The following is a 23,692-nucleotide window of genomic DNA, read 5'->3' on the forward strand; positions in this document are numbered from 1 at the left end:
CCCCGCCGCGGCGCACTGACGCCGGCGGTTCGCTCCGCGTCTTCGGCCCGCCCCGGCAGAACCGGAACGGGCCGAAGACGCGGAGCGAACCGCCGGCGTCAGTGCGCCGCGGCGGGGATGCTCCCGGTCGTGGCGGACCCGGCACGTGCGAGCCGCTCGACCCGCACCGACTGCCGGTTGATGAGCAGTCCGCCGGCCAGGGCGACGAGCACGAGTACGCCGGCCGAGATGCCGAACGCCACGTGGTACCCGTCGAGCGTGGCCTGGGCCTGCTGCAGCTTGGTCGGGGCGGCGGTCAGCCCGGACAGGCTGTTCGACACCACGTCGGCGAAGATCGTCGACAGCAGCGCCGTGCCGATCGAGCCACCGATCTGCTGCATGGTGTTCACCGTCGCCGAGGCCACACCGGCGTCGGCCCGGGCGACCCCGGTCGTGGCGGTGTTCATCGCGGACGAGAAGATCGTGCCCATGCCGAGGCCGATCACGATCAGCGCCGGCAGGACGGTGCCCGCGTAGGAGCTGTCCAGGTCGGTGCGGAGCAGCAGGAGGAGCCCGGTCGCGGCGACCAGGCCACCGGCGAAGATGAGCACCTTCGGCCCGACGCGCGGCAGCAGGCGGCCACCGATCTGCGTCGCCGAGATCATGATCGACAGCGGCATCGGCAGGAACGCGAGACCGGTCTGCAGCGAGCTGAAGCCGAGGGTCTGCTCCAGGTAGTAGGTGAGGAACAGGAAGATGCCGAACATGCCGATCGCGACCAGACCGATCGCGATGAACGAGCCGCCGCGGTCACGGTCGAGCACGACGCGCAGGGGCAGCAGCGGGTGGGCGACGCGGGTCTCGATGAACACGAACGCGGCGATCAGCACGACACCGCCGGCGAGCATGGCGATCGTGACGGGGGAGTCCCAGCCGTTCGTCTCGGCGTTCGAGAAGCCGTAGACGACGCCGACGAGCCCGAGCGTGATGGTGATGACCCCGAGGACGTCGATGCGCGGACGCTCGACCTTCGGCGGCTTCTCCATGAAGACGAGGGCGCCGATCACGCCGAGCACGGCGAAGACGACGTTGACGTAGAGGCACCAGCGCCACGAGGCGTACTCGGTCAGCACGCCGCCGAGCAGCAGGCCGATGGCCGCACCCGAGCCGGCGATGGACCCGAAGATGCCGAACGCGCGACCGCGTTCCTTGGGGTCGCGGAACGTGGTGGTCAGCATGCCGAGTGCGGACGGGGCGAGCAGTGCGCCGAAGACACCCTGCAGCGCGCGGGCCGCGACGAGCAGGCCGAACGAGTCGGCCAGGCCACCGAGCACCGAGGCGACGGCGAAGCCGACCAGCCCGATGATGAAGGTGTTCTTGCGGCCGAACAGGTCGCCGAGACGACCGCCGAGCAGCAGCAGCGAGCCGAACGCCAGCGAGTACGCGGTGACGATCCACTGCCGCTGGTCGGTGCCGAAGTCCAGGTCGGCCTGGGCAGAGGGCAGGGCGATGTTCACGATGGTCGCGTCGAGCACGACCATCAGCTGTGCGAGGGCGATGACCGCCAGGGCGATCCAGCGGTGGTTGCTCTTGGCGGGGGTGGTGCCCGGAGTCGTGGGTGCTGTCCCGGTGGGGGTCGGCACGGTGTGTTCTGCCGTCACGGCAGCCTCCTTCGAGAAGGTTGGAGGGTGGGGTGGAGGTGCGCGCCGTCGGGCACTCCCGAGATGTGGTGGTGACGAAACCGGATGCGAGGCATCCGTTTGTGGTCAGTGTAGACCGAAACGGAATGAGGGCATCCACTTGTTCCCAGAAAGTGCAACTACGGTCGGATCGTGAGCACCACCGACGCCGTGTCCGACCTCGAGCGACCGCTGCGCGCCGACGCTGCGCGCAACCGTGAGCTGATCCTGCAGACGGCGCGCAAGTGCTTCGCCGAGCGCGGGCTCTCCGTCACGTTGAACGACATCGCGCACGAGGCCGGCGTCGGGGTCGGCACCGTCTACCGACGGTTCGCCGACAAGGACTCCCTGATCGAGGCGCTGCTCGCCACCAAGTTCGAGGCCATGAACGACGCCGCAGCGCGCGCCGCCGACGTGTCCGACCCGCGTGAGGCGCTCCGGGTGTACCTGATGGGCGTCTTCGCGTTCCGTGCACGCGACCGAGCCCTCGCCGACGCCATCGTCCGCGCCGGCAAGGCCCGTCCGTCCATCGTGCAGGAGCGCGACCGGCTCGAACGCCAGGTCGCCGCGATCATCGGCCGTGCCGAGACCGCCGGCGTCGTCCGCCCCGGCTTCGACTACCGGGACCTGCCGATGCTCACCGCGATGGTCGGTGCGGTCGCCGACGCCACCCGCGAACACGACCCGGACGCCTGGCGCCGCTACGCGGAACTCCTGATCCAGGGCGTCCTGCCGGGCTCGGACGACACCGCGCCGATGCTCGGCGACCCGCTGGACCGCGAGTCGATCGAGCGCGCGCTGCACGCGCAGTCCTGACCACCGCCGGACTGGAGGCCCGTGGCGGCGTCGCCACGCGCCTCCAGTCCGGCGGTGGTCGCCACCAGAGCGCCCAGCGCGACGGGCGCGGCGAGCCCGGTCAGACCGGCCAGCCCTGCCGGACCGGCTACAGCCAGCTGGGGACCCAGTAGTGCGACCGGACGAAGTCCCACGGCACCTGCATCGCCGTCCACATCGGGTACCAGTAGACCGAGGCCAGCACGACGACGCCCAGGTACACGCCGACCCACAGGATCGCCCGTGACCGGCGTGACCGTTCGTCGTTCCGCCTGCCGAGCACCAACCCGGTCGCGGCGGCCAGTGCCATCACCATGTAGGGCTCGAACGCGATCGTGTAGAACTGGAACACCGTCCGGTCGACGTACATCAGCCAGGGCAGGTACCCCGCCGCGACGCCGAGCAGGACGAAGCCGTACTCCCACTTCCGACGCAGGATCCAGAGCACGAGCAGCGCCACCGTCGCGATGACCGAGGCGTACCAGATGAACGGGTTCGCGATGCCGGTGATCGCCTCGCCGCAGCGGGTCGCCCAGCAGCCGTCCTGTCCGGCGTCCGTGCCGACGTAGAACATCGACGTGGGGCGCTGCATCACGAGCCAGAGCAGCGGGTTCGCCTGGTACGAGTGCGGGGTGTGCAGCCCGATGTTGAAGGCGTAGATCTCCGACTGGTAGTGCCACCAGTTCTGCAGGCTGTCCGGCACCCAGGCGAGCAGCCCGGTCCAGCGTTCGCCGCCCGAGGACAGCCAGTTGCGGTCCCATCCGTCCTTCGACACGAACCAGCCGGTCCACGATGCCACGTAGGTCACCGCGGCGATCGGCACGGTCAGCAGGAACGACACCGGTGCCTGCTGCAGCAGCGCGCTCGACGACCAGAACTCGACCCCGGCGCGGCGGCGCATCATCATGTCGCTGAGCACGGAGTACACGGCGAAGAACGCCAGGAAGTACACCCCCGACCACTTCGTCGCCGCTGCCAGCCCCAGGGCCAGGCCCATCGCGAACAACCACGGTCGCCACCAGAACACCGGCCCCCACAGGGTGGTCCGCCCGGCGGCGGTGCGGGCGGCGACCCACTCGTCGAGCCGCCGTTGACCCTGCCGTCGGTCGAGCAGCAGCGCCCCGAACCCGAGGATGACGAAGAAGGTCAGGATGCCGTCGAGGAGCGTCACCCGCGACATCACGATCGCCTGCCCGTCGATCGCGAGCAGGAAGCCGGCGAGCGTGCCGATCATCGTCGAACGGAACAGCGACCGGGCGATCACCGCGGTCAGGAACACCGTCGCGATGCCGAGCACGGCCACCGTGAAGCGCCAGCCGAACGAGTTGTCCGCCCCGAACAGCAGCATCCCGAGGCCGATGAGGTACTTGCCGAGCGGCGGGTGCGCGATGAACTCCGCGGCGCTCGTGAAGATGTCCGTCTCACCGCGCACGAACCGGTCGTCGGTCGTCGGGGCGGTGTCACCGCTCGGGTTCGCGGGCCAGGTGCCCTCGTACCCGAGGTGCACGATCGACCAGCCGTCCTTGACGTAGTAAGTCTCGTCGAACACGAGCGAGTGGGGGGTGCCGAGGTTCACCAGCCGCAGCACGGCGGCGAGGAGCGTCACCGCGAGCGGACCCGTCCACCGCCACACGGCGACCCGCTGCGACGTGGAGAGCACCCGCCCCCACCAGTCGTCCAGGCGTGAGCCGACCGGCCCGTCGGGCACGGCCGTGCGGTTGTCGGTCAGCTCGCTGGTCATCGCTGAGCATCCTACGGATCGACCGTATGTCCGCGCTGCGACTGGGGTGCGGGGACAATGGGTGCGTGATCGTCCTCGCAGCAACGCCCATCGGCAACCTCGGGGACGCCTCGCGCCGTCTCGTCGAGACCCTCTCCAACGCCACGGTCGTCGCGGCGGAGGACACCAGGACCGCCATCCACCTGATGCGCGCCCTGGGCATCGAGAACCGTCCGCGGCTCATCGCCCTGCACGAGCACAACGAGCGGGCGAAGGCGTCCGAGGTCGTCGAGCTCGCCCGCGACGAGGACGTCGTCGTCCTCACCGACGCCGGCATGCCCGCGATCAGCGACCCGGGCTTCCCGCTCGTCGAGGCCGCCGCGGCCGCCGGCGTCACCGTCACCGCCCTGCCCGGGCCGTCGGCCGTGCTCATGGCGCTCGCCGTGTCCGGGCTGCCCACCGACCGCTTCACGTTCGAGGGGTTCCCGACCCGCAAGGCCGGCGAGCGCCGCCGGGCGTTCCAGGCGCTGGCGGGGGAGCAGCGGACGATGGTGTTCTTCGAGTCGCCGCACCGGCTGGCCGAGACCCTGGCCGACATGGCCGTCGGGTTCGGGGGCGACCGCCGCGCCGCGGTCTGCCGCGAGCTCACGAAGCTGTACGAAGAGGTCCGTCGCGGGCCGCTGGACGAACTCGTCACGTGGGCGTCCGAGGGTGTGCGGGGCGAGATCTGCATCGTCGTCGCCGGCGCGGCAGAGGCCACCGAAGAAGCCACGATCGACGACGGCGTGCGGCTGGTGCTCGAGCGGGTGGCCGCCGGCATGCGCATGAAGGAGGCCGCCGCGGCGGTCGCGGACGCGACCGGGCTGTCGAAGCGCGACCTGTACGAAGGGGCGCTCGCGGCGCGCTGAGCGGGGCTCGTCACGTTCGCGTCCGCCGGTCTGGAGGCGCGGGGCGGGCCCGTCACGGGCCTCCCGGACCCGGTTCTCCACAGTCCACCGCCGCACGCGTCATCGGGGTTCCGTGCGCCCGTAGGATGGTCCGCATGTCCGCCGGGTCCTCGTTCAGCATCACCACGCCGATCTTCTACGTGAACGACGTGCCCCACATCGGGCACGCCTACACCGAGGTCGCCGCGGACTTCCTCGCGCGCTGGCACCGGCAGCGCGGCGACGACACCTGGCTGCTCACCGGCACCGACGAGCACGGGCAGAAGATCCTGCGCACCGCCTCGGCGAACGACGTGTCGCCCAAGGAATGGGCCGACCGGCTGGTCAACGACGCCTGGAAGCCACTGCTCGACACGGTCGACGTCGCGAACGACGACTTCATCCGCACCACCGACGAACGCCACGAGCGCGGCGTGACGGCGTTCCTGCAGAAGCTCTACGACGACGGCTTCATCTACGCCGGCGAGTTCGAGGGCTTCTACTGCGTGGGCTGCGAGGAGTACAAGCAGCCGAGCGACCTGGTCGCCGGCACCGGTGCGTACGAGGGCCAGCAGGTCTGCGCGATCCACTCGATCCCGGTCGAGGTGCTGGCCGAGCGCAACTACTTCTTCCGCATGTCCGACTTCGAGCAGCGCCTGCTCGACCTGTACGAGTCGAACCCGCTGTTCATCCAGCCCGAGAGCGTCCGCAACGAGATCATCTCGTTCGTCAAGCAGGGGCTCCGCGACCTGTCGATCTCGCGTTCCAGCTTCGACTGGGGCATCAAGATCCCGTGGGACAGCGACCACGTGCTGTACGTGTGGTTCGACGCCCTGCTCAACTACGTCACGGCGCTCGGCTACGGCACCGACGACGACGAGGCGTTCCGGCGCCTCTGGCCGAGCGTGCACATCGTCGGCAAGGACATCGCCCGCTTCCACGCCGTCATCTGGCCGGCGATGCTCATGGCCGCCGGGCTGCCGGTGCCGGAGCGCGTCTTCGGCCACGGCTGGCTGCTCGTCGGCGGCGAGAAGATGTCCAAGTCGAAGCTGACCGGCATCGCGCCGTCGGAGATCACCGACACGTTCGGGTCCGACGCCTTCCGCTACTACTTCCTGCGTGCCATCACCTTCGGGCAGGACGGCAACTTCAGCTGGGAAGACATCTCGGCGCGCTACCAGGCCGAGCTCGCGAACGGCTACGGCAACCTGGCGTCACGCCTGGTCGCCATGCTGCAGAAGTACTGCGACGGCGAGGTCCCGGAGCGCGGCGCGCTGACCGAGTCCGACCAGGCGATCGACGCCCTGGCCGTCTCGGTCACCGAGCGTGCCGACGCCGCCATCGCGGCCTTCGCCCCGCACGAGGCGATCGCCATCGTGTGGGAGCTCGTCGACGCCCTGAACGGGTACATCACCGAGCAGGCGCCGTGGGCCCTGGCGAAGGACGACGCCAACCGCGAGCGCCTCGGCACGGTCCTGACCACCGCGCTCCGCGGCCTCGGCACCGTCACCGTCCTGCTGTCCCCGGTCATGCCGAAGGCGACCGAGAAGCTCTGGGCCTCGATCGGCGCCGGCGGGTCCGTCGCCGAGCAGCGGGTCGACCGCGCGTTCGAGTGGCAGGCAGCGTCGCACGTGGTGCCGCTCGAGAGCGGGCTGTTCCCGCGGATCGAGCAGGTCTCCGCGTGACCGACGCCGAGTCGCACGTCCGGTCCCGCGGGGACGGGGGCTCCGGTGGCTCGAAGCGCGACCTGACGTACCCGCCGCTGCCGCAGGCGCTCGTCGTGCCGGTGTACGACAACCACACCCACATGGAGATCGCCGACGGTGTCGGCGCCGGGGGTGACGGTCCGCTCGAGTACCGCGAGCACCTCGACCGTGCCTCGAGCGTCGGCGTGCGCGGTGTCGTGCAGGTCGGCACGGACCTCGCCACCTCGGAGTGGTCCGCGTCGATCGCCGCTCGGGAGCCCCGGGTCCTGGCGGCCGTCGCGCTGCACCCGAACGAAGCGCCCGTGCTGCAGGAACAGGGGCTGCTCGACGAGCACCTCGCCGGCATCGAACGGCTCGCCGCGCTGCCGCGGGTCCGGGCGATCGGTGAGACCGGTCTCGACTTCTTCCGCACTGGCGAGGACGGCCGCGACGCCCAGGTCCGTTCGTTCGAGGAGCACATCCGCATCGCGAAGGAGCACGACCTCGCGCTGACGATCCACGACCGCGACGCGCACGACGCCGTGGTCGAGGTCCTCGACCGCGTGGGTGCCCCGGAGCGGACCGTGTTCCACTGCTTCTCCGGCGGCCCGGACCTCGCCCGGCTCTGCGCCGAGCGCGGCTGGTACATGTCGTTCGCCGGCACCGTGACGTTCAAGAACGCCGCACTGCTGCGTGAAGCGCTGCTCGTGGCCCCGCGGCACCTGATCATGATCGAGACGGACGCGCCGTTCCTGACGCCCACCCCGTTCCGTGGACGCCCGAACGCGCCGTACCTCATCCCGCTCACCCTGCGGTCGATGGCGGAGACGCTCGGCACGGACGCCTCGATGCTCGCGGCCCAGATCGCCTCGAACACCGAGCTCGTCTACGGCGCGTGGGACGCCGAGCCCGTGACGGTGGACGAGTAGTCGTGGGTGCCCTGCTCGGCCCGGCGGAGATCCGGGAGCTCGCGGCCGAACTCGACGTGACCCCGACGAAGAAGCTCGGCCAGAACTTCGTGCACGACGCCAACACCGTGCGACGGATCGTGTCGGTCGCCGGCGTGACTCCAGCGGCTCAGGTGCTCGAGATCGGCCCGGGGCTCGGGTCGTTGACGCTCGGGCTCACCGAGACCGGCGCGCCCGTCACCGCGGTCGAGATCGACAAGCGCCTGGCCGCCAAGCTCCCGTCGACGGTGTCGTCGATGCAGCCGGACGCCAGACTGACGGTCGTGCAGCAGGACGCCATGACCGTCGCCGCCACGGACCTCGACGTCGAGCCGACGCACCTCGTCGCGAACCTGCCCTACAACATCTCCGTGCCCGTGCTGCTGCACCTGCTCGCGACCTTCCCGTCGATCGAGCGGTCGCTCGTGATGGTGCAGGCCGAGGTCGGGTACCGGCTCGCCGCGGGCCCCGGCAGCAAGGTCTACGGGTCGCCGAGCGTCAAGGCCGCCTGGTACGGCTCGTGGAGCACCGCCGGTTTGGTCAGCCGTCAGGTGTTCTGGCCGGTGCCGAACGTCGACAGTGTCCTGGTGGCGTTCGACCGGCACGAGCCGCCGGGGGACGAGCTCCTGCGGTCGCGGGTGTTCACGCTGGTGGACGCGGCGTTCCAGCAGCGACGCAAGATGCTGCGGCAGAGCCTGTCCGGGGTGCTCGGCGGCAGTGCGCACGCGTCCGAGGTCCTGACCGCGGCGGGTATCGACCCGACCGCCCGGGGCGAGGCGATCGGTGTGGACGACTTCGTGCGGCTCGGGCGGGCGGTCCTGGCGGCTGCGGAGTAGTCCTCCTCGCGCCTGGCTCCAGCGAAATACGGAATGTTTCGTGAAGTCCATTCGATGCTCCTACGGTTGATCGCATCGACCGAGGGGACACCATGCAGCCGACCGAACCACGCCGACCGATCCGCCGCGGCCCGACCGAGGAACAGCTCACAGCGGGTCGTCGGCGCGCCCTGCTCAGCGCGGATCCTGGTCGGCCGCCGGGGCCGAGGATCTTCACCGACGCCGAGCGGCAAGCGCTGTTCGCTCGGACGCCGCGACCTGAAGGCACGTTCGAAGAACGCCGCGAGCGCCGACGGCGTGCGATCGAGTCGATCGATCCGGACTGCCGAGCCGAACCCATCGCGCGCATCCGCCAGGCACGCTGATCGTGTTCGAGCGACTCAGATCCGGTGAGTTCGACGAGCATCGGGTACTGGAGTTCGACGGATGTACCAGCAGGCCGGATGTCGTGCTCGTCGAGACGAGTTTCATCGAATGCGTGCTGCACCGTGCGGAGCCGCAGCACGTCGGGGCGTCAGCGTTCTGGGATCACCTCGACCTGGCCGACACGCGGATCCTGTACAGCGCGTTCACCGAGTTCGAGCTCTTCGAATCTGCCCGCCACAAGGGACTGCAGGCTGCACGTCGCCATGTGGCCGCATGGCGAGACCTGCTGCGGTCGACGCAACTGCACTGGGTCGGGATCGATGACGTCAGCGATGGAGTCCCAGGGCTGATCGAGGAGTTCGGCCTGACAGCCTCGGGTGCCGTGCACGTCGCCACCGCCATCTCGTCGAAGGTGGACGGTTTCGTGACGGTCGATCCTGCGTTCGGCGTCGTGGACAAGGAGCGTCTCCCGCTGATCATCGACGCGAAGGGTGCGCAGCTGGCGCGTCGCCTGCGGGCCGGCTCCCGACAGTGAGCGGCGCTGGCGGGGTCCCGCAGCCTACGATGACGGCATGACCGACGGAACGGTTCGCTCGCATGCACAGGGGATGGCGCCGGACCGCGTCCTTGCAGCGACGGGCAAGAAGCCCGACGACTGGCATGCCCTGATCGACCGAGCGGACGGAGCCACCATCGGGCACGCGGCGATCGCGTCCTGGTTGATCGGTCGGGGCGTCGAGCCGTGGTGGGCACAGGGCATCACCATCGGGTACGAACAGGCCCGCGGGCTCCGCATCCCCGGTCAGCGTGCGGACGGCACCTTCGCGGTGTCGGCCTCACGGCAGGTCCCGGGTGAACGAGAGGCCGTGCTCGATCGGATCGTCCCGGTGTTCGGGGCGGCACTCGGATCCACGCCGAAGTCCGAGCGCCGCGGCGGCAGGCGCCCCTCGGCCCGCTGGACCTTCGACGACCGCGAATCCGTGCTGCTCAACACCGAGGACGGTCCGAAGCCGGACACCGTCCGCATCTCGGTGCAGCGGGAACGGCTCGCCGGCCCCGAGCGGATGCCCGACGCGAAGGCCGAACTGCAGCAGCTCCTCGCCACCCTCTGACGCCGCGACAGGGCAACGTGCCCCTCGCACCGTGCGAGGCGCACCACGCCTGGTGCGAGGTTCCGTGTTCCGTGCGAGCCGAACTGCCTCGCACCGAACACGGAACCTCGCACCGTGCGAACGTGGGCCGTCGCCCGGGTCAGTGCTCGCGGGACGCCATCATCTCGAGGATCTGCTGGTGGTTGCCGTTCCGCTCGGCGAAGCGCAGCGGGTGCACGTTCTGCACCAGGATCTCCGGGGCAGCGCCGGACTCGATGAGCGCCATGACCTCGTCGGCGAACGCGTCGAGCGGCATCCCACCGAAGTCGGCGCCGCCCATCAGGTCGGTCATGACGGCCGGCGGGGCGAGCTCGAGCACCTCGAGCGAGGACCCGACGAGCTGCTGACGGAGGGCCTGCGTGTAGGCGTGCACACCGGCCTTCGTCGCGCTGTACGTCGGCGACGCGGTGAGCGGGACGAACGCGAGACCGGACGTGACGGTCATCAGGGTGGCCGAGGGCTGGGCGAGCAGGTGCGGCAGGAACGCGTCGATGAGCCGGATCGTGCCGACCAGGTTCGTTTGGACGAGCTCGACGGCGTCGTGGATGTGCCCGGGGTCGCGGAGGTCCTCGTCACGCATGATCCCCGACATGGTGATGAGGGCATCGAGCGACGAGTGGGCCTCGAGCACCGAGGCGGCAGCGGCCTCGATCGACGACGCGTCGGCGACGTCGATCTGCACGGTGCCGAAGCCGTGCTCGGCGGCGAGGGAGTCGAGGAGGGCCTGGCGACGGCCGCCGATGACGACGGTGCTGCCGGCGGCCTGCAGGCGCTGGGCGAGCGCGAGACCGATGCCCGAGGTCGCGCCGGGGATGAAGACGGTGGAGTTCGTGATGTCCATGACCACCACGATGCTCCGTGGACACGGTCGCAACCAGAGCGCGGTCATCGGGGGATCGGCGATCCCTGGCACCCGGGCCGGAAGCGGACGATGATCGACCCATGGACCGTGCCGCGCTCGCCGACTTCCTCCGCCGTCGCCGTGAGTTGCTGCGCCCTGAGGACGTCGGCCTCGGGCAGGGGCCACGACGCCGGACCCCGGGGCTCCGCCGCGAAGAGGTCGCTGCCCTCGCCGGCATGTCCGTCGACTACTACACGCGACTCGAGCAGCAACGCGGACCGCAGCCGTCCGAGCAGATGATCGCCGCGATCGCCCGGGCACTGCGCTGCAGCCTCGACGAGCGCGACCACCTGTTCCACCTGGCCGGGCAGAACGCCCCGACCCGGATGCACCGCGCCGACCACGTCGACCCGGCGATCCTGCGGGTGCTCGACCGGCTCGAGGACACCCCGGCGATCGTCGTCAGCCACCTGGGCGAGACCCTGGTCGAGAACCGGCTCGCGGCCGCGCTCCTCAGCAGCTCGGTCGACCTGCCCGGCAACCGGCGCTACCAGGCGTGGCGGTGGTTCGTGACGGGTGAGGAGCTCGCGAAGTACGCGCCCGAGCAGCACGAGCGGCTGGGGCGGGTGGTGGTCGCGTCGCTCCGGGCGGCTGTCGGGCTCGCCGGCCCGGGCGACCGCCGGGCGACCGAACTCATCGCCGAGCTGCAGACGCGCAGCGCCGAGTTCCGCGACCTCTGGGCCAAGCACGAGGTGGCCACGCGCTGGTCGGACAACAAGACGATCGTGCAGCCGGAGCTCGGCCGCATCACCGTCGACTGCCAGGTGCTGCACACCGACGACCAGGCGCAGGCGCTGCTGCTGTTCACGGCGCCCCCAGGATCGGAAGACGCGCAGAAGCTCGAGCTCCTCGGCGTCGTCGGACAGCAGACCTTCGCCGGCTGAAGACCTCGCACGGTGCGAGGTCGACCACCGCCGGCATCGAACGGTGCGAGGTTCCGTACGCCGTGCGACGGCGAGCAAGTCGCACCGAGTACGGAACCCCGCACCGAGCGACCAGGACCCCGTGCGACCCCCCCCCACGGAGAAGCAACGCCACGTCACACACTTGGGCGCGTGCGGTATACCGTGCCTAGGGTGGGGGCGTGAGCACTCCGCGCGTGTACGTCATCCACGAGAACCCCGAGTGGTTCCCCCCGCTCGCCGCCGCCTTCGAGGCCGAGGGCGTCCCGGTCGAGGAGATCCTGCTGACCGAGGGGCAGATCGACCTCGCGGCCGAGCCGGCACCCGGCGTCTACTGGAGCCGCATGTCCGCGAGCTCCCACACCCGCGGCCACGAGCACAGCAAGGAGTACACCCGGGCGGTCCTCGGCTGGCTCGAGCGAGCCCGCCGCCAGGTCGTCGGCGGCAGCCACGTGCTCGAGCTCGAGGTGTCGAAGGTCGCCCAGCACGGTCTCCTGCAGCAGGCCGGGTTCGACGTGCCGCGCACGACCGCCGTGTTCGGCACGACGACGCTCAAGGACGCCGCCCGCACCTTCACCGACGGGCAGGACATCCCCTTCATCACGAAGCACAACCAGGGCGGCAAGGGCCTGGGCGTCCGGCGGTTCGACTCGCTCGCCGAGTTCGACGCCTACGTCGACAGCCCCGAGTTCGAGGCGCCGGTCGACGGCATCACCCTGCTGCAGGAGTACCTGACGGCCCGCGAGCCCTTCATCACCCGCGTCGAGTTCGTCGGCGGCGAGTTCGTGTACGCGGTCCGCGTCGACACCAGCGCCGGCAGCTTCGAGCTCTGCCCCGCCGACGCGTGCGAGGTGCCGCAGGTCATCGCGGGTGCCGTCTGCGACGTCCCCGGCACCGAGACCGTCGGCGCGCCCCCGGCGTTCGCCGTCCGGACCGAGATCACCGCCGAGCACCAGCTGGTCCAGCAGCTCCGCACGTTCCTCGCCGACCAGCGCATCACCATCGCGGGCGTCGAGTTCATGGAGACGACGGACGGCCGCACCGTCGTCTACGACATCAACACGAACACGAACTACAACCCCGCGGTCGAGGAGTCCGCGCCGGCCTCCGGCCCGCGCTCCATCGCGAAGTACCTCGGTGGTCTGCTGGAGACGCAGTACGCGGCGCAGCTCACGGCCTGAGAACGCAAGAACCACCGGACTGGAGGCCCGTGGCGGGCCCGCCACGACTGCCTCCGCTGGCTCCGGCAGCGCGACCCGCACAACGCTTCGCGTCGTCAACCAGCGGCTCCCGCCCGTCCGCCTTTCCCACACCCCCAAGGAACCAACGTGCGATTCGGATACTGGACCCCGCTCTTCGGCGGCTGGCTGCGCAACGTCGACAACGAGAACATGCCGGTCACCTTCGACTACGTGAAGCGCCTGGCGCAGCGCGCCGAGCGGATCGGCTTCGACCTGACGCTCGTGCCGGAGCTCAACCTCAACGACATCAAGGGCACGGCGGCGCCCTCGCTCGAGGCGTGGTCGCTCGCGGCGGCCATCGCGGCGACGACCGAGCGCCTGGAGATCATGGCGGCGATGCGTCCCGGGTACCACCTGCCCGCGGTGACGGCGAAGCAGGCGGCGACGATCGACGACATCTCGTGCGGCCGGTTCACCTTCAACGTCGTGAGCGCCTGGTGGGCGGAAGAGGCGAAGCAGTACGGCGGGATCTTCTCGGAGCACGACGACCGGTACAAGCGCACCGCGGAGTTCGTCGAGGTCATGAAGGGCCTGTGGCGCGAGACCCCGTACTCGTTCTCGGGCGAGTACTACGACATCGAGAACGCGCACCTCGAGCCGAAGCCCCGCGTGACGCCGCGCATCTACGCCGGCGGTGAGAGCGAGGCCGGCAAGGCCGCGATCACCGGGTACGCCGACGCCTACGTCACGCACGGCGGCACGGCCCCGGAGCTCCGCGCGAAGATCGACGAGATGAAGCAGCGCCGCATCGACGCCGGCCTGCCGCCGTTCGAGGCGTTCGGCATGGCCGCGTACGTCATCGTGCGCGAGACCGAGGAAGAGGCGCAGGCCGAGCTCGCCCGGATCACCGACGTGCAGCACGGCAAGGCGTACGAGTCGTACCAGGACTTCATCTCGAAGTCGCAGCTCGAGCACGTGCCCTCGCTCGAGGACTACTCGGTGTCGAACCGCGGCCTGCGCCCCGGTTTCGTGGGGACGCCATCGCAGGTGGCGGACCGCATCCGGGAGTTCGAGGACGCCGGCGTCGACACGCTCCTGCTGCAGTTCTCGCCGCAGCTCGAGGAGATGGACCGGTTCGGCGAGCAGGTCATCCCGCTCGTCCGGCAGTCGGTCGGGGCGCAGTCCTGATGGGGGCCACGCCGACCAACGCCGAGGACGGCTGGGCGTTCGAGACCCGCCAGATCCGCGCCGGCTTCAAGGCCGATCCGGGCTGGGGCGCGAACGTGCCGCCGATCGCGCAGAGCGCCGCGTACGTCTACCCGTCGGGCGAGGACGCCGCCGCGCGCTTCATGCTCGACGCTCCCGGCCACACCTACACGCGGGTGAACAACCCGTCGGCGGCAGCCCTCGAGCGCCGGATCGCCGACCTCGAGGGCGGGATCGGTGCGCTGGCGCTGGCGTCCGGGCAGGCGGCGACGTCGCTGGCCGTGCTCGGTGTCGCACGCGCCGGTGACCACGTGGTGTCGAGCGCCTCGCTGTACGGCGCGACCTACACGCTGTTCGCCTCAACCCTGCGGGACCTCGGCATCACCTTCACGTTCGTGCAGGACCCGACCGACCTGTCCGAGTGGGCGGCGGCGGTGCGTCCGGAGACGAAGGCGTTCTTCGGTGAGTCCATCCCGAACCCCCGCGGGGACGTCCTGGACTTCGCCGGGGTGGCCGGGGTCGCGCATGAGGCCGGTGTGCCGCTCATCGTCGACAACACCATCGCGACGCCGTACCTGGTCCGCCCGATCGAGCACGGCGCCGACATCGTCGTGCACTCGGCGACGAAGTACCTGGCCGGACACGGCAGCGCCATCGCCGGGCTCATCGTCGACAGCGGGAACTTCGACTGGGCGGCCCACGCCGACGCCTACCCGCAGCTGGCCACGACCGAGCAGTCCGGGTTCGCGAACACGAACTTCGCCGAGAAGTTCGGGCGACGGGCGTTCATCCAGCGCACCCGCTCGAAGCTGTCCGCCGACCTCGGGCCCGCGATCGCACCGTTCAACGCGTTCCTGGTGCTCCAGGGCATCCAGACGCTGTCGCTCCGCATGGACCGGCACGTGTCGAACGCCGCCACCGTGGCGAGCTGGCTCGACGCCCACGACCAGGTCGAGCACGTGCACTACGCCGGCCTGCCGGACTCGCCGTGGCACCACCTGCAGCAGCGCTACGTGCCGAAGGGGCCGTCGGCCGTGCTGTCGTTCGACCTGGCCGGCGGGGTCGCCGCGGGCCGACGGTTCGTGGCGGCGCTCGAGCTGTTCGACCACGTCTCGAACCTCGGTGACGTCCGATCGCTCGTCGTGCACCCGGCATCGACCACCCACGTGCAGATGACCTCCTCCGAGCGGGCAGCCGCCGGGGTGGGGGACGGACTCATCCGCCTGTCGATCGGCCTCGAGCACATCGACGACATCACCGCGGACCTGGCGCGGGGGTTCACGGCAGCCGCAGCGGGATAGGTTGGGCGCATGACCACGTTGGCCGCACCGACCCGCGTGCGGACGCGCGCCCCCGGCAAGATCAACGTGTTCCTGTCCGTCGGGGCGCTGCAGGACGACGGCTACCACGACGTCGCCACGGCGTACCAGGCGGTGTCCCTGTACGAGGACGTCACCGCCGAGGCCGCCGACGACTTCTCGGTCACCTTCACGGGGCCGATCGACACGAGCACCGTGCCGGTCGACGAGTCGAACCTCGCCATCCGTGCGGCCCGGCTCGTGGCCGACGCAGCCGGACACCGCGGTGGGGTGCGGCTGACCATCGACAAGCAGGTGCCCGTCGCCGGCGGCATGGGCGGTGGCTCCGCGGACGCCGCGGCGACCCTGCTCGCCGTCGACACGCTCTGGGGCACCGCGCTCGGTCGCGAGGAGCTGCTCCGGCTCGCCGCGCAGCTCGGCGCCGACGTGCCGTTCGCCTTCGCCGGCGGCACCGCCGTGGGCACCGGCCGCGGTGACGAGCTGAGCCCCGCGCTGGCCAAGGGTGAGTTCCACTGGGTCCTCGCCCTGAGCGACGACGGGCTGAGCACCCCCGCCGTCTACCGTGCGCTCGACGAGCACCGCGAGCGCTACCGAGCCGACATCTCCCCGGCGCCGTCGCACCCCGTGGTCGAGGCCAACGTGCTGCAGGCGCTGCGCGCGGGTGACCCCGACCTGCTCGCTGACTGCGTCCACAACGACCTGCAGGCTCCGGCCATGCGGCTGCAGCCCCGGCTCGCGGCGACCCTGGAGCTCGGTGAGAAGTCCGGTGCCCTGGCCGGCCTGGTGTCCGGCAGCGGCCCGACCGTGGCGTTCCTGGTGGGCGACCGTGATGCCGCGCTCGAACTGCAGGTCGAACTCAGCGCCGCCGGCCTCGTCGCACTCCGGGCCACCGGTCCGGTGCACGGCGCACGCGTGGTGCACTGACCCGACGCCCCGGCACAGCCGTCGGCGGCTGGACCGCCACCGTCAGCGACTGGACCGCCACCGTCGGCGGTTGGACCGCCACCGTCAGCGGCTGTACTTCCAGAGGATGACCGTCCCGGTGTGCCAGTAGCGCACGACGTGGAAGCCCTCGGCCACCAGCGTCTCGGTGACCTGCGGGCGGATGTTCCGCGACTTGCCGCCGACGAACCACACGGTGTCGATGCCGGAGATCCGCTCGGGCACCGTCGTGGCCACGTCGCCGTTGACGTTCCAGAGCTGTCCGCGTTCGGCCCCGGTCTCGGCGACGGCGAGGTCGCGCATCCCGGTGAAGGCTTCGGGGTAGGAATCGGCGATGACCTGCGCGGTGGTGCCGGGGTGCCGCCAGACGCTGCCGAACACGACGCCCTCGTTCCGGTCGGTGCGCCGGTCCCGCTCGCGCTCGATGATCGCTGCGGCGTTCGCCCAGTGCGAGTCCTGCTTGGCGTGGGGCAGCCGGACGATCGTGCTCGTCGGGGCCGACACGAGCAGCATCCCGACGACCGCGAGCGCCAGCCACCGCCGGGGTCGGATCGCCGTGATCGCCAGGCCGATGAGCAGTGCGACGAACGGCAGGCTCAGGCTGGCGTACTTCGGGGTGTACAGGTGCTCCCCGGCCGTGGTCGCGCCGACGAGCAGTGCGGTGGGCAGGACCATCAGGGGGACGGCGACGCGGACGGCCTGCATCCGGAGCAGGTCGCGGGTGGCCGGGGCAGGGCGTCGGGCGGCACGCACGGCGAGCACGACCCCGACGATCATCAGGACCCACCCGAGCACCGCGTACGGCCAGACGGCACCGAACCACGCGGTCGCGACGACCTGGCGCACGGTGGCCCACCCGACGCCGGTGATCCAGCCGACCTGCTTGGCCTGCCCGGCGGCGAGCACGATGAACGGCGACACCACGAGTGCGGCGCCCACGGCGGCGACGCCCCAGCGCACGAACGCGGCTCGGTCGACGATCGGCGCGGCCACCGGACCGCTGCGCTCGGAGAGCACGGCGTCGCGCCGCGCGGCGCGGTCGGCGACGGCGGTCCAGAGGAGCACGACCCCGTGCGCGACGACGGCCAGGGCCAGGTAGACGTTGAACAGTACGGCGACCACGGCGAGCATGCCGTAGACGACCCACCACCGGGTCGCGTGGTGCCGGATCCGGGTGCGACGGACCGCGGTGATCCCCACGAGGGTCAGCGCGACGGCGAAGGTCGTGACGGTGGCGTACGGGCGCCCCTCGGTGCCGGCCCAGGCGACGCGGGGCAGGACCAGGAACACGATCCCGGAGACGACGCCGAGCCGCACGCCGCCGAGACGACGGCCGAGGGCGACGACGAGCCCGGCGGAGACCCCGATGGCGAGGGCACTCGGGAACCGCAGCGTGAACGGCGAGTACCCGACGAGCGTGAACCAGACGTGCATCACGGCGTAGTACAGCCCGTGGACGGCGTCGACGTTCTGCAGTTCGGCCCACAGCGCCGGCCAGCTCCGCTGGGCACTCGCGACGGTCGCGGCCTCGTCGTACCAGAGCGACGGCACCCAGCTGAAGGCCGCTGCGACGACGACGCCGAGCGCACCGACGGTGATCTCGGGGGTCCGTGCGAGGGCTCGGACGGCCGCCGCGACGAGACCCAGCGAGCGCGCGCGCACCGACGCGTCCGACGCCGTGCGTCGGACCGGGACGGTACCGGTGCGGGGGGAACTCACGCCCGCGACCGTACCGATCTGCTCTGGGGATCCGCCGCGTCCAGGCACTGAACTCTCACATGCAGGAGTTCGGTGCGACGGGCCAGAATGACGGGATGGAACCCCTCGTCGCCCCCGCCGCCGCGCTCTCCCCGGGGCGGGTGCAGCTCGGTTCGCGGACCGCCGCGCTCGCCGAGGTCGGGGTCACCGGGCTGCGACGCCTGGCCACATCACGCGTCCTCGTCGTCGGGGCCGGCGGGCTCGGGGCGCCGGTGGTCGCGTACCTCGCCGGGATCGGTCGGCTCACCGTGGTCGACCCCGACGTGGTCGACGCCTCGAACCTGGCCAGGCAGACGCTCTTCACCGCCGCGGACGTCGGCTCGCCGAAGGCACGGGTCGCGGTCGCCCGCGCTCTCGCCGTCGACCCCGAACTCGACGCGGTCGCCGTGGTCGCGTCGTTCACGCCGGACCTGGTCGCCGGACACGACGTCGTGGTGGACGCCGCCGACTCGGTCGTGGTCACCCGGGCCGTCTCGGATGCCTGCGCCGCGGCCGGCGTGCCGTTCGTGTGGGGCACCGTGCTCGGTCACGACGGGCAGGTAAGCGTCTTCCGCGACGCCGGGTCCGACGGCGTCGACTTCCACGACCTGCACCCCGACGCCCTGCCCGACGAGGGCTCGTGCGCCCTCGACGGCGTCGTCCCCGCACTCTGCGGCGCGGTCGGTGCGATGATGGCGGGACAGGTCTTCGCGATGGTCACCGGCACGGGCGACCCGCTGCTCGGACGTGTCCTGACCGTCGACGCCCGCCGGTGGCGCTGGACCGAGAGCCCCGTCCGTCGGGGGCCCGCCTCGCGTCGACCGGCACCTGCTGCCGGTGCCTCCGCGGCGCCGCGCATCGCGCCGTCCGCCCTGGCCGCCAGAGTGGCGGACCCGTCGGACCCGCTGGTCGTCGTCGACGTCCGGACCGCCGAGGAACGCGCGGACGGCGTGGTCGCCGGTGCCGTCACCGACGACACCGGCGCTGACGAGGTCGTCGTCTACTGCGCACGCGGACCCCGCGCGGACGCGTGGGCGGCTCGGCAGCCGGCCGGGAGGCGCGTGGCGGTGCTCGACGGCGGCTTCGAGGCCTGGCGTCGCGAGGGCCTGCCCGTGTCGATCGAGCACCGGTCCTGACCCAGCCTGGTCACCTCCATCGCCCCTGCCGCCGCATCCGCGGATAGGATCGGTTGATCATGACGCAACTGCGGGTACGGGACGCTGCGGCCTTCCTCGGGATCAGTGACGACACCGTTCGTCGGCTCGTCGACGGCGGCACCTTCACCCGTGCCACGGACGACGCGGGGCGAGCCGTGGTCGACGGTCGCGAGGTCGCCGCCTACGCACGGGAACGCAGCTCGGAGCTGACCGACCCGGCGTCCGCGGTGAAGAGCTCGGCGCGCAACCGCTTCGTCGGGATCGTCACCGACCTGGTCGTCGACACCGTGATGGCGCAGGTCGAACTGCAGTGCGGCCCGCACCGTGTGGTGTCCCTGATGAGTGCCGAGGCCGTCCGCGACCTGGGGCTCGAGGTCGGGTCCGTCGCGGTGGCGTCCGTCAAGGCCACGATGGTCGCCGTCGAGGCACCCGCCCACCAGGAGGACCCCCGATGACCCGTCGTTCCCGCTCGTTGCTCGTACCCCTCGCCGTCCTGGCGACGCTCGGCCTGTCGGCGTGTTCCACCGCCGACGCTCCCGCGGGGTCCTCGTCACCGTCGTCGAGCGCGGACGCCGACGTGTCGGGTTCGATCACCGTCTTCGCCGCCGCGTCCCTGCAGCAGACCTTCACGACCCTGGGCAAGCAGTACGAGACCGCGCACCCCGGCGCCTCGATCCGGTTCTCGTTCGCCGGCTCCAGCGACCTCGTCACCCAGATCCAGAACGGCGCCCCCGCCGACGTGTTCGCCGCGGCGGACCAGGCGAACATGACGAAGCTGACCTCGGGTGACCTGGTGACCGGGTCGCCGCGGGCCTTCGCCACGAACACGCTCGAGATCGCGGTCGCACCGGGCAACCCGCGGGGCATCGGCGGCCTCGACGACCTGACGGCTCCGGGTGTCCAGCTCGTCACGTGCGCCGCCCCGGTGCCGTGCGGTGCCGCGACGGCGAAGGTCGAGTCCGCATCGGGCGTCGACCTCGAGCCGGTCAGCGAGGAGCAGTCCGTCACCGACGTGCTCGGCAAGGTCGAGTCCGGTCAGGCCGATGCCGGACTCGTCTACGTGACGGACGTCCGCGGGGCCGGCGGCAAGGTGGACGGGGTCCCGTTCGACGAGTCGAGCAAAGCCGTCAACACGTACCCGATCGGCGTGCTCCGGGAATCCCAGGACCCGGAGCTCGCGCAGGCGTTCTCGGAGTACGTCCGCTCCGCGGCCGGGCAGCGCGTGCTCTCCGACGCGGGCTTCGGGAAGCCCTGACCCGTGGCTCCGCGCGCTGACGGACGGCCGCCGGTCGCGTGGTGGCTCCCGCTGCCCGCGGTGCTCGGCGGGCTGTTCGTCGTCGTGCCGGTGCTCGCGATGCTCGGCCGGGTGGACTGGTCGTCGTTCGTCGGGCTCGTGACCTCCACCGCGTCACTGACCGCGCTCGGGCTCAGCCTCGGCACGGCCCTCGCGGCCACGGGCGTCGCGTTCGTCCTCGGGTACCCGCTCGCCGTGCTGTTCGCGCGGTCGCGGTCGCGGTGGGTCGGCGTCGCCCGGGCCGTCGTGCTCCTGCCACTCGTGCTGCCGCCGGTGGTCGGTGGTCTCGCCCTGCTCGCGGCTTTCGGTCGGCTCGGGGTGGTCGGGGCGTTCCTCGACGACCACGGCCTGCACATCGCGTTCACCACGACGGCGGTGGTCATCGCGCAGACCTTCGTCGCGATGCCGTTCCTGGTGTCCTCGGTCGAGGGGGCGCTCCGCGTCGAGGGTGACCGGTACGAGCGGGTCGCCGCGACCCTGGGCGCCGGGCCGACCCGGACGTTCCTGACCGTCACGACGCCGCGGGTCCTGCCGGGGATCGTGTCCGGGCTCGTGCTGTGCTTCGCCCGGGCGCTCGGCGAGTTCGGGGCCACCCTGACCTTCGCCGGCAGCCTGCAGGGGGTCACGCGGACCCTGCCGCTCGAGGTCTACCTGCAGCGCGAGGTCGACCCGGACACCGCGGTGGCGCTGGCGGTCGTGCTCGTCGTGGTGGCGGTCGTCGTCATCGGGGCCTCGTCGTTCCGGACGCGCGGAGCCCTGGCGTGACGGCCGAGGGTGCGGTGGGCGTCCGGGCGCACGTCGTCGTCGGGCCGCGGGACGTCGACGTCGCGATCGAGGTCCGAGCGGGGGAGTGCCTGGCGGTCATCGGGCCGAACGGCGCGGGCAAGTCGACGGTGCTCGAGGCCCTGGCCGGGCTGCTGCCGATCGACGCCGGCCGGATCGAACTCGGCGGGGTCCATGCCTCGAGTGCACGGCACACCCTGCCCGCGCACCGTCGTCGGACCGGACTCGTCGCGCAGCGGCCCGATCTGTTCCCGTTCCTCGACGTCGTCGGGAACGTCGCCTTCGGCCCCCGAGCCGCCGGAGCCGGTCGCGCCACGGCCCGGCAGCTCGCCCGCGACGCGCTCGACGCCGTCGCGGTCGCCGACCTGGCCACCCGCGCCCCCGGGACTCTTTCGGGGGGTCAGGCGCAGCGCGTCGCGATCGCCCGGGCGCTCGCCACCGACCCGGCGGTGCTGCTGCTCGACGAACCGACCTCGGCGCTCGACGTCGGCGCGCAGGACGAGGTCCGCGCGGCACTCCGGACCGCCGTCGCCGGCCGGCCCGCGGTGCTCGTCACCCACGACCCGGTCGAGGTCGTCGCCCTGGCCGACCGCGTCGTCGTGCTCGAGGGCGGCCGGGTGGTCGAGCAGGGCACCCCCGCGGCCGTGCTCGGTCGTCCGACGAGTGCGTTCGCCGCGACGTTCTCCGGACTCGCGCTGGTGCGCGGGACCGCCACCGGGGGTGGGATCGCGATCGACGGCGGGGGTGAGCTGGCGTCCGGGACGCACGCCGTGCCTCCCGGCCGGCCCGCCCTGGCTGCCTTCCACCCGACGGCCGCCGTGCTGACGCGGGACGGTGCCGGAGCCACGCGCACCGTCTCGTCGCTCGAGCCGCGCGACGGACTGGTGCGGGTACGGGCCGGTGACCTGGTGGCGGACCTGACGCTCGCGCGGCTGACCGCGCTCGGGATCGCCCCCGGCGACGCGGTGTGCATCGACGTCCCCGCAGCCGAGGTTGCGGTCTACGCTCCCCGCGGTTGAGACAATGGTCGGATGACCTCCTGGTTCCCCAAGGTGTGGCCCGTGGCCACGCCGATCCTGGCGGCCGTCGTGCTCGCGTTCTCGTACGGCCGCTACGGGCTCGGCACCGCCGTGGTGGTCGTCGTCGCCGTCGTGCTCGCCGTCACGGTCCTGGCGGCCGTCCACCACGCCGAGGTCGTCGCACACCGGGTCGGGGAACCCTTCGGCTCGCTCGTGCTGGCCGTCGCCGTGACGATCATCGAGGTCGCGCTCATCATCTCGCTGTCGAGCTCCGGCGGTGCGCAGGCCGAGACCCTGGCGCGCGACACGGTGTTCTCGGCGGTGATGATCACGATGAACGGGCTGGTCGGCCTCGCGATCCTGATCGGGACCCTGCGGCACAACACCGTGCGCTTCAACCAGGAGGGCGCGAGCGCCGCGACCATGACGGTGGCCGCGCTCGCCGTGCTGACCCTGGTGCTGCCGACGTTCACCACCGGCACCGACGACGCCTCCTTCACGGGGACGCAGCTGGTGTTCGTCGCGATCGCGTCACTGGTGCTCTACGGGCTGTTCGTCGTCACGCAGACCGTGGCGCACCGCGACTTCTTCCTGCCGGTCAACCGTGCCGGCGGGGTGCTCGTCGAGTCCGAGGACGCCCACGCCGCCTGCCCGTCGGGACGCACCACGATGGTGTCGCTCGGGCTGCTCGTCGTCGCGCTCGTCGCCGTGGTCGGGCTCGCCAAGGTGGAGTCGCCCGCGATCGAGGCCGGGGTCGCCGCCGTCGGGTTCCCGCCGTCGTTCGTCGGTGTCGTGATCGCGCTGCTCATCCTGCTGCCGGAGGGCATCGCCGCGTCGAAGGCCGCCGCACGGAACCGGATCCAGACGAGCCTGAATCTGGCGATGGGGTCCGCGATGGCGTCGATCGGTCTGACGATCCCCTCGATCGCGGTCGCGTCGCTGTTCATGCCGGGGACGCTGCTGCTCGGGCTCGGGCCGTCGCAGATCGTGTTGCTCGCGCTGACGATCGTCGCGGCGGTGCTCACCGTGCTGCCCGGTCGTGCCACTCGGCTGCAGGGTGGGGTGCACCTGGTGATCTTCGCCGCGTTCATCGTGCTGTCCGTCTCGCCGTAGGGCGGGGCCTGTCTC

Annotated in this window: 22 protein-coding genes; 18 read left to right on the plus strand and 4 right to left on the minus strand. The window is 71.6% G+C overall.

Annotated elements, in window-relative coordinates; genetic code table 11:
• Positions 1-98 precede the first annotated feature (98 nt).
• Positions 99-1,640, minus strand: a complete 1,542-nt coding sequence (locus DEJ00_RS17795) for an MFS transporter (RefSeq protein ID WP_027466052.1) — start codon at positions 1,638-1,640, stop codon at positions 99-101.
• 171 nt (positions 1,641-1,811) lie between these two features.
• Between DEJ00_RS17795 and DEJ00_RS17800 the strand changes: the two genes are divergently transcribed.
• Positions 1,812-2,474, plus strand: a complete 663-nt coding sequence (locus DEJ00_RS17800; protein WP_111058272.1) for a TetR/AcrR family transcriptional regulator — start codon at positions 1,812-1,814, stop codon at positions 2,472-2,474.
• Between the two features lie 127 nt (positions 2,475-2,601).
• Here the strand turns inward: DEJ00_RS17800 and DEJ00_RS17805 are convergent, their stop codons facing one another.
• Positions 2,602-4,233, minus strand: a complete 1,632-nt coding sequence (locus DEJ00_RS17805; protein ID WP_111058273.1) for a dolichyl-phosphate-mannose--protein mannosyltransferase — start codon at positions 4,231-4,233, stop codon at positions 2,602-2,604.
• Between the two features lie 65 nt (positions 4,234-4,298).
• Between DEJ00_RS17805 and rsmI the strand changes: the two genes are divergently transcribed.
• The 6 genes from rsmI (at position 4,299) to DEJ00_RS17840 (ending at position 10,084) form a co-directional block, all read left to right on the plus strand.
• Positions 4,299-5,120 (plus strand): 16S rRNA (cytidine(1402)-2'-O)-methyltransferase, encoded by an 822-nt coding sequence (gene rsmI / locus DEJ00_RS17810; protein ID WP_111058285.1) that lies wholly within the window; start codon positions 4,299-4,301, stop codon positions 5,118-5,120.
• 134 nt (positions 5,121-5,254) lie between these two features.
• Positions 5,255-6,823, plus strand: a complete 1,569-nt coding sequence (gene metG / locus DEJ00_RS17815; RefSeq protein ID WP_071247092.1) for a methionine--tRNA ligase — start codon at positions 5,255-5,257, stop codon at positions 6,821-6,823.
• Entirely contained in the window at positions 6,820-7,752 is a 933-nt protein-coding gene (locus tag DEJ00_RS17820; protein WP_111058274.1) for a TatD family hydrolase, read from the plus strand. Before metG ends, DEJ00_RS17820 begins: the two co-directional genes overlap by 4 nt.
• A gap of 2 nt (positions 7,753-7,754) precedes the next feature.
• On the plus strand, positions 7,755-8,606 hold the full coding sequence (gene rsmA, locus DEJ00_RS17825) for a 16S rRNA (adenine(1518)-N(6)/adenine(1519)-N(6))-dimethyltransferase RsmA (protein ID WP_111058275.1): 852 nt from the start codon (positions 7,755-7,757) through the stop codon (positions 8,604-8,606).
• 367 nt (positions 8,607-8,973) lie between these two features.
• Entirely contained in the window at positions 8,974-9,507 is a 534-nt protein-coding gene (locus DEJ00_RS17835; RefSeq protein WP_146248013.1) for a type II toxin-antitoxin system VapC family toxin, read from the plus strand.
• 37 nt (positions 9,508-9,544) lie between these two features.
• Entirely contained in the window at positions 9,545-10,084 is a 540-nt protein-coding gene (locus DEJ00_RS17840; protein ID WP_146248014.1) for a hypothetical protein, read from the plus strand.
• Between the two features lie 139 nt (positions 10,085-10,223).
• Here the strand turns inward: DEJ00_RS17840 and DEJ00_RS17845 are convergent, their stop codons facing one another.
• Entirely contained in the window at positions 10,224-10,964 is a 741-nt protein-coding gene (locus DEJ00_RS17845; protein WP_111058278.1) for an SDR family oxidoreductase, read from the minus strand.
• Positions 10,965-11,065: 101 nt separating this feature from the next.
• Here DEJ00_RS17845 and DEJ00_RS17850 point away from each other — a divergent pair, with 101 nt between their 5' ends.
• From DEJ00_RS17850 to DEJ00_RS17870, 5 genes are all read left to right on the plus strand, one after another.
• Entirely contained in the window at positions 11,066-11,908 is an 843-nt protein-coding gene (locus DEJ00_RS17850; protein ID WP_071246969.1) for a helix-turn-helix transcriptional regulator, read from the plus strand.
• 200 nt (positions 11,909-12,108) lie between these two features.
• The gene (locus tag DEJ00_RS17855) at positions 12,109-13,107 is read left to right on the plus strand and encodes a RimK family alpha-L-glutamate ligase (protein WP_111058279.1); all 999 of its coding nucleotides are present in this window, start codon (positions 12,109-12,111) and stop codon (positions 13,105-13,107) included.
• Positions 13,108-13,254: 147 nt separating this feature from the next.
• Positions 13,255-14,295 carry an LLM class flavin-dependent oxidoreductase gene (locus DEJ00_RS17860; RefSeq protein ID WP_111058280.1) on the plus strand — a complete coding sequence of 347 codons (1,041 nt, stop codon included), beginning with the start codon at positions 13,255-13,257 and terminating at the stop codon, positions 14,293-14,295.
• The gene (locus DEJ00_RS17865; protein WP_111058281.1) at positions 14,295-15,614 is read left to right on the plus strand and encodes an O-acetylhomoserine aminocarboxypropyltransferase/cysteine synthase family protein; all 1,320 of its coding nucleotides are present in this window, start codon (positions 14,295-14,297) and stop codon (positions 15,612-15,614) included. The genes DEJ00_RS17860 and DEJ00_RS17865 overlap by 1 nt, the downstream gene beginning before the upstream one ends.
• Positions 15,615-15,623: 9 nt before the next feature.
• Positions 15,624-16,556, plus strand: a complete 933-nt coding sequence (locus tag DEJ00_RS17870; RefSeq protein WP_027466065.1) for a 4-(cytidine 5'-diphospho)-2-C-methyl-D-erythritol kinase — start codon at positions 15,624-15,626, stop codon at positions 16,554-16,556.
• 84 nt (positions 16,557-16,640) lie between these two features.
• Here DEJ00_RS17870 and DEJ00_RS17875 read toward each other — a convergent pair whose 3' ends face one another.
• Positions 16,641-18,293 carry a glycosyltransferase family 39 protein gene (locus DEJ00_RS17875; protein WP_111058282.1) on the minus strand — a complete coding sequence of 551 codons (1,653 nt, stop codon included), beginning with the start codon at positions 18,291-18,293 and terminating at the stop codon, positions 16,641-16,643.
• 95 nt (positions 18,294-18,388) lie between these two features.
• Here DEJ00_RS17875 and DEJ00_RS17880 point away from each other — a divergent pair, with 95 nt between their 5' ends.
• From DEJ00_RS17880 to DEJ00_RS17905, 6 genes are read left to right on the plus strand one after another with little or no spacing between them, the layout of a single operon-like run.
• Positions 18,389-19,447, plus strand: a complete 1,059-nt coding sequence (locus DEJ00_RS17880) for a ThiF family adenylyltransferase (RefSeq protein WP_181440230.1) — start codon at positions 18,389-18,391, stop codon at positions 19,445-19,447.
• A gap of 59 nt (positions 19,448-19,506) precedes the next feature.
• Positions 19,507-19,923, plus strand: coding sequence for a molybdopterin-binding protein (locus DEJ00_RS17885; RefSeq protein ID WP_071406518.1), 417 nt, complete (start codon positions 19,507-19,509; stop codon positions 19,921-19,923).
• Positions 19,920-20,723, plus strand: a complete 804-nt coding sequence (modA, locus tag DEJ00_RS17890; protein WP_027466068.1) for a molybdate ABC transporter substrate-binding protein — start codon at positions 19,920-19,922, stop codon at positions 20,721-20,723. Before DEJ00_RS17885 ends, modA begins: the two co-directional genes overlap by 4 nt.
• A 3-nt stretch (positions 20,724-20,726) precedes the next feature.
• Positions 20,727-21,527, plus strand: a complete 801-nt coding sequence (locus DEJ00_RS17895) for an ABC transporter permease (RefSeq protein ID WP_071246956.1) — start codon at positions 20,727-20,729, stop codon at positions 21,525-21,527.
• Positions 21,524-22,564 (plus strand): ABC transporter ATP-binding protein, encoded by a 1,041-nt coding sequence (locus tag DEJ00_RS17900; RefSeq protein ID WP_258373729.1) that lies wholly within the window; start codon positions 21,524-21,526, stop codon positions 22,562-22,564. The genes DEJ00_RS17895 and DEJ00_RS17900 overlap by 4 nt, the downstream gene beginning before the upstream one ends.
• 12 nt (positions 22,565-22,576) lie before the next feature.
• Positions 22,577-23,677, plus strand: coding sequence for a calcium:proton antiporter (locus DEJ00_RS17905; RefSeq protein WP_111058284.1), 1,101 nt, complete (start codon positions 22,577-22,579; stop codon positions 23,675-23,677).
• Positions 23,678-23,692 lie beyond the last annotated feature (15 nt).

It is taken from the genome of Curtobacterium sp. MCLR17_039 (genome assembly GCF_003234745.1).
GTDB lineage: Bacteria > Actinomycetota > Actinomycetes > Actinomycetales > Microbacteriaceae > Curtobacterium > Curtobacterium flaccumfaciens.